Source organism: Dyadobacter sp. CY343 (assembly GCF_021390335.1).
Taxonomy (GTDB): domain Bacteria; phylum Bacteroidota; class Bacteroidia; order Cytophagales; family Spirosomataceae; genus Dyadobacter.
On the sequence record NZ_JAJUXK010000001.1, the window covers coordinates 1,584,274 to 1,597,411 of the forward strand.

9 protein-coding genes are annotated in these 13,138 nt (G+C 44.4%); 4 read left to right on the plus strand and 5 right to left on the minus strand.

Annotation, left to right across the window (positions count from 1 at the left end):
* Nucleotides 1-6: 6 nt before the first annotated feature.
* From mobC to LZG94_RS06525, 5 genes are read right to left on the minus strand one after another with little or no spacing between them, the layout of a single operon-like run.
* Nucleotides 7-1,995 (minus strand): conjugal transfer protein MobC, encoded by a 1,989-nt coding sequence (gene mobC / locus LZG94_RS06505; RefSeq protein ID WP_233791096.1) that lies wholly within the window; start codon nt 1,993-1,995, stop codon nt 7-9.
* Between the two features lie 11 nt (nt 1,996-2,006).
* A complete protein-coding gene (locus tag LZG94_RS06510; RefSeq protein WP_233791097.1) occupies nt 2,007-3,290 on the minus strand; it encodes a relaxase/mobilization nuclease domain-containing protein in 1,284 nt (427 codons plus the stop codon).
* A complete protein-coding gene (locus LZG94_RS06515; RefSeq protein ID WP_233791098.1) occupies nt 3,275-3,667 on the minus strand; it encodes a hypothetical protein in 393 nt (130 codons plus the stop codon). Before LZG94_RS06515 ends, LZG94_RS06510 begins: the two co-directional genes overlap by 16 nt.
* A gap of 45 nt (nt 3,668-3,712) precedes the next feature.
* On the minus strand, nt 3,713-4,639 hold the full coding sequence (locus LZG94_RS06520) for a toprim domain-containing protein (protein WP_233791099.1): 927 nt from the start codon (nt 4,637-4,639) through the stop codon (nt 3,713-3,715).
* A 48-nt stretch (nt 4,640-4,687) separates the two neighbouring features.
* The gene (locus LZG94_RS06525) at nt 4,688-5,446 is read right to left on the minus strand and encodes a hypothetical protein (protein ID WP_233791100.1); all 759 of its coding nucleotides are present in this window, start codon (nt 5,444-5,446) and stop codon (nt 4,688-4,690) included.
* Between the two features lie 351 nt (nt 5,447-5,797).
* Between LZG94_RS06525 and LZG94_RS06530 the strand changes: the two genes are divergently transcribed.
* From LZG94_RS06530 to LZG94_RS06545, 4 genes are all read left to right on the plus strand, one after another.
* The gene (locus LZG94_RS06530) at nt 5,798-6,043 is read left to right on the plus strand and encodes a DUF4466 family protein (protein WP_233791101.1); all 246 of its coding nucleotides are present in this window, start codon (nt 5,798-5,800) and stop codon (nt 6,041-6,043) included.
* A 518-nt stretch (nt 6,044-6,561) separates the two neighbouring features.
* Entirely contained in the window at nt 6,562-6,861 is a 300-nt protein-coding gene (locus LZG94_RS06535) for a hypothetical protein (protein WP_233791102.1), read from the plus strand.
* A gap of 183 nt (nt 6,862-7,044) precedes the next feature.
* Nucleotides 7,045-10,179, plus strand: a complete 3,135-nt coding sequence (locus tag LZG94_RS06540) for a T9SS type A sorting domain-containing protein (RefSeq protein WP_233791103.1) — start codon at nt 7,045-7,047, stop codon at nt 10,177-10,179.
* 73 nt (nt 10,180-10,252) lie between these two features.
* A partial coding sequence (locus LZG94_RS06545) for a right-handed parallel beta-helix repeat-containing protein (protein WP_233791104.1) occupies nt 10,253-13,138 on the plus strand: 2,886 nt, incomplete at its 3' end.

Consider the following 13,138-nt stretch of genomic DNA (forward strand, 5'->3'; position numbering starts at 1 on the left):
TTCTCTCTACTTGCTAATCACCAAATGCGCCAACTCAGGATCATTTAGCAGCCTTTCCATTTCTACAAAAACAAGATCTTGCACATCCTGCTTGATCTGATAATAATTGGCTCTGATCACACTATCATCAACCTTTCGCACGATTGGAAGTTCTTTGTAAGCAGACTCTTGTCTGGCTATCGCCTGATTATCGTTTATGATTTGAGCATGAAACATTTTTAGAGCGATCTTCTCGTCGGGCGTGTCAGCTACCATTCCTACAAACTCGCCTGAGCTAAGCGAGGCAATTTTGGATGCTGGTATAGCTGAATCCAGCTGCTTTGAGTGGCTAATGGATGTGTCATTTCTGTTAACTGAGAAGCTCGTGCGGTCCTGCAGGATCCTTCCAAAGCGCTCTGAAAGCTGCTTGGCGGTATCGCCAGTTACTTGTCCACTGATAATATTGCCACTTATATTCATAATTACATCGGCCTGCTCTTTGCCGTAGTCTTTTCTCAGCTGGCTGAAATCCTGGATGCCTAATGTGGTTGCGACCTTGTTTTGACGCGCAGTTGCAATCAGGCTATCGATGTGATTAAGAAAGATAGTTGGGAATTCATCAAATATCAGGCTGCTCTTAAGCTTACCTTTCTGATTAACCTGATTGATCATTCTCGTCACATAAAGAGAAATAACAGCGCCATAGGTCATGATCTTCTGGGGGTTATTCCCTAAGCAAACAATTTTAGGATCCTGCGGATTATTGATATCCAGCGAAAAGTCATTGCCTGATAATACATAATACAGTGAAGGTGATGATAGTCGCGCCATCGAAATCTGCGCGGAGGCAATCTGGCCTTCCAATTGTTGGTTTGCATCGTTAATGAACGCGGAAATAAATGGGTTAATCAGCACTTCAATCTCTTTTTCAGATCTTAAAATACTAAACAGCTTCTCGTGCTCAATCTGCATGAGCTCGACGGCATGAGGCAAACTACAAAATGCGCCATTCTGATACTTTTTCAGAAACCAGATGATCGCAGTCAAAAAATTGATGGGGGATTCTACAAAAAAATCGCCCTGACGCTTAACCCATTCCCGATTGAGCCCCATCAGTATCGCGCGTGCTGATTCGGCCGCATCTGCAATATCAACTAGACCACCAGGATCGAGGGGGTTACAGCGATGGCTTCTGGATAGGTCATCGAAATTAATCGAGTAAAAGCTTGAAGGTGTTTTGGTTTGCGCTTCCTTATCAAGCCATGCATTATAAGCGATTTTGGTGAGGTCATCGTATTTGAAATCATACAGAAAAACGGCGAAACCTTTGGCAATATGCTGGGTAAGCACATGGCGGATTACGAAATAGGTTTTACCTGACCCGGGCGAGCCCAGCACTAACAGCCCGCGCATTGGATTGACGAAATTGATCCAGGACTTTTTGACGCTACTGCGAAGTTTGTAGCGGCCCGGCAAATTGATCGAGTATTCATTTTCAATGAGTCGCTCTTGCTGTGGGAAAGTTTCGTTGTCTTCATTGAAGATGTCCTGGCCGGTTATTTTTAAGCGCATTATCTTCGATATCGTCGTGCCACCTGCCAAAAACATCAATAGCCCCAGGCAGGTGATTGAGATGTATGAGATGGTTTGAAGCTGAATTTCTATCTGCATTTTCAGCAAATATCCGCTCAGAAAAAAGACGGATAAGCCTATTGCCAATTGCCTGAGAGCTGTGCTCGCTTTCAAATGCTGCTCTTTCCTGCCTTTTGTTCCAAGCAAGGACAGCGACAAGAAAATCAAGCAAATCACCTTGGTTTTTTCAAAGTGAGAAAATAGCCCTGTCTTTTCAATTTGATCCAATATTCTGTCACTAAACGTGCTGACCAGCTTCCATGCTGTGAAAGCTTGGTAGCAGTAATAGTAAAAATGAAGCGCCAATGCGAACAGGCCAATGGATCTGCTCATGTCCAGAATTCTGCGAAGAGCCTGCTCGTTTTCTCCGGTATTGCTTGCCATGTGAATATTATTTATAGTTGTTGAGATAATTTCTTTTTCCGTTTTTTTCTGGACCTTCTTAGTTGCCAGGGCCCCGCACTTTTATCTTCCATAGGTCGCAGCAAAGCGTCCGAAACTGCCGATTCAATCGCGGGTGCTGGACCCAGATCAACCCGATGATCATATGGCTTACTGAGATATTCGCGAAGGACACTTTGATGCTGAACTGCTTGTGTTTGATTATCAACTGAAAGTGGTTGGCCCGATGGCTGACACATCTCTTGAATCTGCGATCGATGGTAAGCAGCACCAATCTTAGAGGCTGACAGGGCGAATTTTGTGCGGAAATCCACGTATATGATGCCGCCAGTTTCACTGTGAGAATCTGGTAAGAAAACCATTTGGATCCCCTCCTTTTCCAGAAGTTGTGTCAGCGCCTGCGTTCCCTGACCGGCTGCTTTTCGCATAGCAAAATCAACACAGCTCTTAACCCTGCTTACAGATTTGGTGAAATTGGTTTGACCAGTTGCAAACCGCTCCTGCAAGTAATGGTGCGTCGGCTTGTTTTCGAAAGTGCTCGCTTTAATTGGAACGCCAACTTTTTTGCCTTTTTCATTCAAAATCACGTATCGCAAGCCAGTAGCTTTGCCGGGTGTAGCCAATCCTGGTTGTAGAATGCCTACATTATATAGGCTAAGCAATGCCCTAAGCTCTGGGAAACTACCATAAGTGTACTGAGGCAGGACCGTTCTGAGCACACGCCAAATCGTACGCTTAGTAGCAATTTTGCCATGTATAGCCTTCTGTGCGCCAGGCCGATCAAGCAGGTACTGTTTTCTCTGTCCGGCTGCGCTCGCCTGCGTCAGCCCAAATTGTAATTCAATACTTTTCCTTGCTAGTTCAGATAAGTCTTTTGCGTTGTTGTGAGTAGCAATCCTTGTACCATCAGGCCTAATCACAACAGAGACGATATGAATGTGAGTATGGCTTGCGTCATGATGTTGATAGACCAGATAGGGCTGCTGGCCAAACCCCAGCTGATTCATATAGGTCTGTGCGATGCGTGTTAACAGTTTAGGTGGAACCACGTCATCAGGATGAAAATTCAAGGATATGTGAATGCTGTTTCGCTTCACATTATCATTCAGATCAGCAAATCTGAGCAGCATATTCAGGCGCTGCTTGGGTGTTAAATCTTGCGGCTCGCAGGGGTAGTTGGCGGCCATGATGCACTGCGCAACACCCTGATTGACCTTTTGTTCGTTATATCGAAAGCTCCGGGCAATCGATGTACTGGTTTTTATGACGGCAACCATTTTTGAGCAGCCTGAGTGACGTATGATTTTATAACCTGAATATGGCTTAGCATCGCTTGACTGTCAGCCTGATATTGCAGCAGCCACATGGATTGATCTTCATTTTGATTTAGTGATGAGAATACTTGGGCGGACAATTCTACGTTTTGTTCAATCCGGATTAGCTGCATCCGAAGCCTGATCAGCTCGTTGAGAAGCTCGTCCAGTGACTGGTTTCTTTGGTTGTAGGTGACAGGCGTGGCCAATGCAAGCTTACGGATAAACTCCCCCATATTCCGGCAAGTGCTGCAACCGAGCCTTTTTAGCAGTCTATCGTATTCTTTTTGATTTAAGCAAAGAGTCAGTTTCTTCTGACGGCGCTCAACTGGTTCTAACATCACGTAAACTTTTCAGAATTGCTGTTAAACATTTCAAATGCGTGCTTATATTCTTCCGGGCAGCTCGATGGATTTTCTTTGTTTGGGTGTTCTGTCATCGATTCCATTTACTGAAAGCAACCAGTCATTAACATCCTTAAAATTCTCATACATACCAGCCGCATCGCAGTAGCAGTGATGCAGGGAAATGGCGTTGGCTGTCAGGGTTCTTCCGGCCAGGTCATGATCCAAAAAAAGATGCGCTTGCTGGTGGCGTTCCAAAAATGGTCTTGCCCGCTGAAAAAGCGCTATCGAATTAAGCACCAGATAGTTCATTTCTGGGAGTTGTTGTTGTCGGGCAATCACCTGATAGGATAACAGATCAAAAAATCCTTCGAAAACACATACTTCCTTGGAGCCATTGTCAATGCGGGTAACATCTTTGGGCGAACTGGAAATTTTGCTGTACTGATTGCGAAGCTCCCAACCGCCAGAGTCATTTCGAAAGCCAATCGAATAATATCGGTTCTTACCTAGTTCGTAGAGAACCTCTCTGCAAACCTGGTCAGCAAATTGCTTGTCAATACCCCTTTTTGAAAGGTATCTCACCAGGGCGACAGAGTGTATTGGTTTTTCTTCAAGGATATGCAATTTATTTTCTGGCTGATTATAGCTGGGCAGCACCGGTGTATAGCTGTGTGGACGGGCATGTTGGCCGCTGCGAAATTTTTGCAAAAGATCACTGACACTGCACTGATGGTAGAGGATACCAAAATCGATCAGGTTGCCCCCTTTTCCAATGCCATAGTCGAACCACCGATTGAGACGAAGGTTAATCTTAAAGGAGGGGGTTCGTTCTTCTCGCAGTGGAGAATGATACCAGTAGTTTGGTCCTTGGACACGCGCTGGCTCGATGCCCAAATCGGCTAAGTAGCTGGTCATATCTGTATCTTTGATGGTTTGTAAAGTGATTAGCTCGCTGTGGGTTGTCATAAAGCGATTAACTTATCCTGAAAATAGATCCTGGCAGCGCAACGATGATCAGCTTATGGTCTGCCTTGCAGCGTGTGATAGCCGGCGTTTGTGACGAGGTGTTTGCTGTTGGGTGCGCTCTTCGGCTGCTTGATCCTGCCGGTAAGCAACCGACTGACGCCGGGCAAGCGCCCGTTCATCGTAAAAGATGACTGCTTTAAATTGAGGATTGATCTCGATGCGCAGTTTATGCGTTTGGCTACCTTCTGCTAATGTGACCAGATGCGTGTTGCCTTCCCGGAGTGATCCCAGCAACTGCTCTTTCATTATTGGATTTTCCAGCTCTTTAATGGGCATACGTTCCAGAGATTTCTCCAAGTCGAAACCGTGATTTTGATCAAATTCTTTAAGGTTGAAATTCCCCGCACTGTCAGTTTGCTTAAAATCTATTTGAAGCCAGGCGCCATAGATATTGCCATCCTTGTTGACTAAGTTCTTTTGGACAGCCCGGCCGCTTAACAGATTGTATGCTTCTTTCAGGGTGATGTTATCGCCTTTACCAATAAAGAAGGTTTGCTTCAATTCCTGACTTGCCTGCTTTTTTTTTACGGAAGAACTGTAACTATGAAAAGAATATATGTTCGTGGATTGCGACCGCTGAAAATGCAGTGCATTTGTGAGAGCGTCTTTCCCGAAAGCGGTCTGGTGTATGAGCGTAAATTCAGGCAACTGCCTTTTCATATTCTCATTCAAATGAAGGTCCAAGCTCTTCCCGAAGCCTAGGTCTTGGATCTGGTCTTTGAGATATTCGAAGTTCTTTTGATTCATAGCTTGTGAGTATTAATCGGATGAAAAGGCCTGCTTTCAGGCAGATCATCTGCCTGGCGCATTTGAGTACATCGCAAAAGAACCCACTAAGTCAAAGCGTTTCAAGTACAACTTTTTGTTGTACCCCTGGGCATTCATTGTACCCCACTGATTATCAGGGAAAGAAAAGTTAGGTGGAAGGCAGTTTAGGCAAAGCCTGGCACGCTACCCGACAGGTTTGCAGTTGATCTGCTGGCATGTTTGTATCGCTCTATTCCAAACATCACTTTTCTACGCGAACTAGTTGCGCGTTATACCAAAACTTAACCTGCCTGGAGTGATCCTGCAAGTCGGTGCAAGCCGTGCCATCAAGTGCGAAAAGTTTGGAACCTACGTGATCTCTACCTGGTGAGGCTGCAATTAGGTGTGTATATTACGATCTATATTTTTAGCAACTCAAATCCGACAGTGCTACTCATTGCGCGAGTAATATGCGCAGAAGCGGGTATGCGGGTGGGAACGCAGGACGGGAAGTACCGTGCTTACGTATATGTAAATTCGCTGAATAACAACACCAGAAGCGCCAAGATCAGTATCAAGCGCTTCATGATGAAGTAGTTGTGTTGGGCTTCGGTAAATTAGGGGAAGGTGGCTAAATGAACCGCGAAAGGTATAAACCGTTGTGCGGTAGAAATTTATAATGAAAAAGATTGGGCATGTTTTTGTGAATTCAATAAATTAATAGAGTGCCAAGCCATATTGACAATGCATAATCGTGCGGCGACCGTCAGAGAGCCAGTTTCGACCGCGTCGGCGATCCGAAAACTTTGACTGTTGCCAAATCAGTTTTCCGGGATGAAATCAATGCCGAAGGTAATTTTAAATTCTATCCTACCAAGCCAAATATGTCTGGTTTATAGATAATCACCCTTTCATGTTTAGGTGAACAGATGTCGACAGATCGCGGCAGACCGTTCAGAAAACTGGCTGTTTGGGAAGCTTCGTTTCGGTATCCTAAATTGTTTTCCAACTTAATTCACAGGACAACGTATAGCAGGAGGCGGCGCAGATTTTTCGAAAAGACGGCCCAGTCATCAAAGTTGGTATGCATAAAGTTTCCTGACATGATAGTGAGTATGTTATTGACTCAATTCCACCGGCGGTTCGCCGCTGCGATTCAAAATGCACCTGGTGATTTCCAAAGTTGCTTTTTATTTGCAGCAGGTATGATAACCGCAAGCATGCATGACTCTTGTTATATCCCGTTCTTGAAATGCGATGATCCTACTGATTGTGAGCTACTTGCCGATCGTCGGGATATTTCAGCTTGTCAGCAACTCGCGTTGTTCAAACAAGCAGGAGTTAAAATAATAACACCAGTGAAGGCCAACATGAAAATTAAGACCTATGAATTATTAACGGCGGAAAACATGTAAAACAATCGAAACCCTTTTCTCTCAGCTTTGCGACCAAACAGTTGCTCAAATGAAACTACGCCGGACGATGCAGGCCAAGACTTCTGATGGGTTATTTGCCCCCATTGTATCATCCAATTGCTGCTGTCTCAACCCTAAAAGCGATCAACTCACTGGCGAGTAAGCCGCTCGGACAAATTAAACATGCCTTACTTTGCTAACCGCGCAACAGGTTTTCATACTTTCGTAAACTCATCGTTTTTCTTCAATATGGATCAGATTCTACTCCCCGCGAAAAGTGTGTATTTCCAGGTTTTTGTTCCGCTGCGAGCATCAACAGCCTTGCTATTCTTATTGTTACTAACCAATTTATCATCAGGTGCTTTTGCCTTGTCATTCGAGCCACGAACACGTTTCGTGACAGCAGCGGGGTCTGGAGCGCAAAATGGTGAATCCTGGGGCGACGCAAGCGGTGATTTACAGGCTATGATTGATGCCAGTCGGACCGGTGACCAAATATGGGTGGCACACGGAACTTACGTGTCAGAGCTCGGAAACGGGCTTGTTATGAAAGAAGGCGTCAAGATCTATGGAGGTTTTGCAGGAACGGAAGGTGGCTTAGCGGATCGCGATTTAAGGGTAGCCGAAAACAAGAGTATCCTTCTAGCTGCTGTAAATCATCAGTATGTGGTTAATAACGACGCTAATACCCTTTCAAAAACTGCTTTGCTCGACGGCTTTACGATCTCCGGAGGCACCCAATCGGGCGTTTACAACTATCGCTCATCGCCTAAGTTTGTCAATTTGGTTGTCTCAGGCAACAATGGTAGCTCCGGTATGAAAAATGTAGAAAGTTCACCAATTCTGGTAAACTGCGTCATAACTGTAAATGCCGCTAATTTCATGGGCATATTCAACTCTGCTGAATCCTTTCCGGAGTTGACAAACTGTACGATAGGTGGTGTCAACGATTCTAATAGGAGCATTGGTATCTTCAATGCTAATTCCTCTTGGTCTCTGATACGGAACTGTATTATTGCTGGCATGCACTTTAGCATTCTAAATGAATCAGGTTTTTTTGATTCAGAGCCCATTCCAAACAATATTTTGAGAGGAGCGAAAGACGCTTACCTTGAACCTGGCTCTTATCAAGGATGGGATGCTGATCCGCTTTTTGTAGATGCGGCGGCAGGAGATTACCGCTTGCAGCTTTGCAGTCCCGCACGTAATAACGGTAGTAATACTTATTATGAAAGCTACCCTAACTCTAACATTTCCGATGTTAATACGGATGCCGACGGGAATCCTCGTTTTTACAACCAGGGAGTTATAGATATAGGTGCCTATGAATATCAAGGCGATTATAATATAAAGCCAGTACCCAATGTTTGGTATGTTAAACAAGGGGCAACTGGATCGGGGTTAAGCTGGGAATGCCCAACAGGTGATTTACAATCTGCTATTAATATCGCTGAGGTAAACGGTGATCAGGTATGGGTCGCAGGGGGAACCTATAAGCCAGATGCAAATGGAAGAGGTTTTGGAATGGGAAAATCAGTAAAAATTTATGGCGGGTTTGCTGGAACAGAAGAAAGTTTGGCTGACCGCAGGCTTGACCTAACTGCTAATAAAAGTATTCTGACAAGAAAAGGCGGTTATGTTGTCAATTACAATTTACACCGAAACAATGCGGAATCTGGAGTTCTTGATGGATTTACAATTGAAGGTGGCGAAATTGGTATTATCATTTTCTACTCGTCTCCTACTTTGGTCAATTTGATAATTAGGGATTGTGAGCAGGCCATTTATAATCATGTATCTGACCCTATCCTTATAAATTGCCTTATAGTAGATAATTATAGCAGTATGAACAATGAGCACTCTTCGCCGACGATCATTAATTGTACAGTTATTGGGGATTCGGACGATCCATATAGTATATATAACGCCTACTCCTATCTCAAAATATTTAACAGCGTTGTTTACGGTGGAATCCACCACGAAGAGAATACAAATTCAACGACAACAATCCGGCACAGCTATGTGAAAGAGGAGAATAACCCGAGTCCCAGTGATAACAATATTCCGGGTAACGTTGATCCACTATTTGTTGATCCTGCTGCAGGCGATTACCGGCTGCAAGCATGCAGTCCCTTAGTCAATCATGGAAATAGTGATTTTTTCGCGCCTGGTCAAACTCCGGACTTATCAGCTATCACCACCGACCTTGATTATAATGCCAGAATTAGTGAGTCAGCATTAGATATTGGAGCTTATGAATTTGTAGGCCCTTCCCGCGGACTAGCTGTTAATGGCGATGAATTTACGGGTACGATTTCTGGGGAGTTCACGCTTACTACAAATGCAGCAGACTGCAATATATTGGCGAGTCTGTCCCCTAACGGCGCAGCCCCGGTGAGTGGCGCAGTGTCCGCGAAAGTGTGGGTAGCAAACTCCCAACCGATAAACTTTGTAAAACGATACTATCAGATAACCCCTGCTATAAATACAGCCAATGCAACTGCAAAAATTACCCTTTACTTTACTCAGGAGGAGTTTGACGACTTTAATGTGGGCAATCCGATCAAATTGCCACTTGATGCTGCTGATTTAGAAAGCTATAAAGACAACCTGCTAATTGAAAAGCGCACAGGATCTAGCACCGATGGATCAGGACGACCCAATTCATACACAGGCGCCATTTCCACATTTAAACCTTCGGACGCCAATGGAAAGGTGGAGTGGAATGGCAATGCCAATCGCTGGGAGGTAAGTTTCGATGTAATTGGATTTAGTGGCTTTTTTGCAAAAACAACTGAGCTTGTGTTGCCGCTAAACTTAATTAGGTTTACTGTTAGCAATGAAACAAGGAATAACCTGTTGCAATGGAGTACCACAAGTGAAGTTAATACTGACAAATTTGAAGTTCAGAGCAGTCGCGACGCAAAAAAATTTATTCAAATAGCAACGGTAAATGCAAGCGGCAGCGGGGATCATCAGTACAGTTATGTGGATCAAAACCAATACAACGGAACTGTTTACTACCGCCTGAAAATGTCAGATTTAGACGGGACTTATACATACAGCAAGATCATTTCTCTGACTGGTGAAGGCAATCTTACTTCTATTTATCCAAATCCTGCAGGTGAAGCTGTCATTTTCCAGGTGAACAATGCATTGCTTAAAACCACGGCGACTTTGCATGATATTTCTGGACGAAAATTGCAGAGCATTTTGATTACGAATAACCGGCAGGAGATTAACATTAAATCGCTGGCGAGCGGGTTCTATATTTTGAAGTTTGCTGATGGAAGTGCGGAAAGATTTGTTAGAGAATGATTTTTACAAGTTCCTATCTGCCAGTAAAAGCGTAATCACATACCCTCGTAAACTCATCGTTTTTTTTTTCAAAATGGATCAGATTCTACTCCCTGCCAAAAGTAAGTATTTCCATTCTTTTGTTCCGCTGCGAGCATCAACAGCCTTACTATTCTTATTGTTACTAACCAATTTATCGTCAGGCGCTTTTGCCTCGTCACCCGAGCCACAAACACGTTTTGTGGCAGCAGTGGGATCTGGCTCTCAAAACGGTGAATCTTGGGGTGACGCGAGCGGCGATTTACAGGCTATGATCAATGCCAGTCAGACCGGTGAACAGATATGGGTGGCTGCCGGCACCTACGGAACTGGCTTAGAAAATGGCTTTGTTATGAAGGAAGGCGTAAGGATCTATGGCGGTTTTGCCGGTACAGAAGGAAATCTGAGCGACAGGAATGTTGGAAATGCTGGAAATAAGAGTGTCCTGCAAGCCGTCGGCACTCAGAAATATGTCATAAATAACACGGGTAACGGCCTTTCAGGTGCTACCCTGCTTGACGGCTTTACGATCTCAGGCGGTACTGATGCCGGCATCTACAATGCGGTTTCATCTCCGAGGTTTATCAATGTTGTTATCGCTGGCAACAATGGGGGCAGCGGCATGGCCAATACAGAAAGTTCGCCGGTACTTGTAAATTGTGTCATTAATGCCAGTGCTGCTGACTTCCGGGGCATATCTAACTCAGCATCCAAGCCTGTGCTGATTAATTGTACGATAGGTGGCAATTCGGAAGTCAATGGAAGTGTTGGTATTTACAATACGGATGAATCTAGTCCTCGATTCGTTAACTCCATTATCTCTGGCACCAACTTCGGCGTGTATAACGGACCTGGCAGCGTGGTATATAAGCAAAGTAGCATTATACGGGGGGACGAGGATTTTGATCAAACCGGTGAATTTTATGAACGTGATGCTGATCCGCTTTTTGTAGGTCCGGCAGATTGGGATTTCCGGTTGCAGCTTTGCAGTCCTGCCCGGAACAAGGGCAATAAAACCAGTTATCAAAGTGGTCAAAATCCTGACCTATCTGCTGTTACCACCGATCTGGATGGTTATCCAAGGTTCTATAACGAGGGTGCCGTAGACATGGGTGCTTATGAATATCAGGGCGACCTGACGACAGCGCCAGCACCAGGCGTTCTGTATGTAAGAGAAGGGGCGACAGGCTCAGGATCAAGTTGGGATTGTGCTACTGGCGACCTTCAATCAGCTATTGATTATGCATGGGTTACTAGAGGGCAGGTCTGGGTGGCAAGGGGTACATACATTTCGCCAAGTAACAATCCTTTTAGGATGGAAACCTTGGTGAATATCTATGGGGGATTTGCCGGAACCGAAGAAAGTCTGGCTGAACGGGATTTGCGCATTGTGGCAAATAGAAGTATTTTAAGAGGAGACGGCAATTCGGTGATCGGTAATTTTACAGACCGGTCGAGAGAACAGGCTGGGTTACTTGATGGATTTACCATTGAAGGCAGCAAAAATGGCATAACGATTTTTTATTCGTCCCCAACTTTGGTAAATCTGATCGTCCGGGGTTCGAAGGTGGGTATAGAAAACTATACATCCAATACAACCCTAATAAATTGCCTTATTACAGGTGGTAACAGGAGTATGAATAACACGCATTGTTCTCCGATAATGATTAATTGCACCGTTATTGGTTCTCCGGAGAATTCTCCTAGTATATACAACGCTTATGCTTCCCTCAAACTATTCAATAGTATTATTTACGGAGACATTTGGAACGAGGAAAATACAAATTCCACAACGGTAGCTCTATACAGCTTTTTGAAGGGGGAAAACAATGTAAATCCAACGGACCACAATATTCCAGGTAACATAAACCCCTTATTTATAGATCCTGCTGCAGGCGATTACCGGCTGCAAGCATGCAGTCCCTTAGTCAATCATGGAAATAGTGATTTTTTCGCGCCTGGTCAAACTCCGGACTTATCAGCTATCACCACCGACCTTGATTATAATGCCAGAATTAGTGAGTCAGCATTAGATATTGGAGCTTATGAATTTGTAGGCCCTTCCCGCGGACTAGCTGTTAATGGCGATGAATTTACGGGTACGATTTCTGGGGAGTTCACGCTTACTACAAATGCAGCAGACTGCAATATATTGGCGAGTCTGTCCCCTAACGGCGCAGCCCCGGTGAGTGGCGCAGTGTCCGCGAAAGTGTGGGTAGCAAACTCCCAACCGATAAACTTTGTAAAACGATACTATCAGATAACCCCTGCTATAAATACAGCCAATGCAACTGCAAAAATTACCCTTTACTTTACTCAGGAGGAGTTTGACGACTTTAATGTGGGCAATCCGATCAAATTGCCACTTGATGCTGCTGATTTAGAAAGCTATAAAGACAACCTGCTAATTGAAAAGCGCACAGGATCTAGCACCGATGGATCAGGACGACCCAATTCATACACAGGCGCCATTTCCACATTTAAACCTTCGGACGCCAATGGAAAGGTGGAGTGGAATGGCAATGCCAATCGCTGGGAGGTAAGTTTCGATGTAATTGGATTTAGTGGCTTTTTTGCAAAAACAACTGAGCTTGTGTTGCCGCTAAACTTAATTAGGTTTACTGTTAGCAATGAAACAAGGAATAACCTGTTGCAATGGAGTACCACAAGTGAAGTTAATACTGACAAATTTGAAGTTCAGAGCAGTCGCGACGCAAAAAAATTTATTCAAATAGCAACGGTAAATGCAAGCGGCAGCGGGGATCATCAGTACAGTTATGTGGATCAAAACCAATACAACGGAACTGTTTACTACCGCCTGAAAATGTCAGATTTAGACGAGACTTATACATACAGCAAGATCATTTCTCTGACTGGTGAAGGCAATCTTACTTCTATTTATCCAAATCCTGCAGGTGAAGCTGTCATTTTCCAGGTGAAC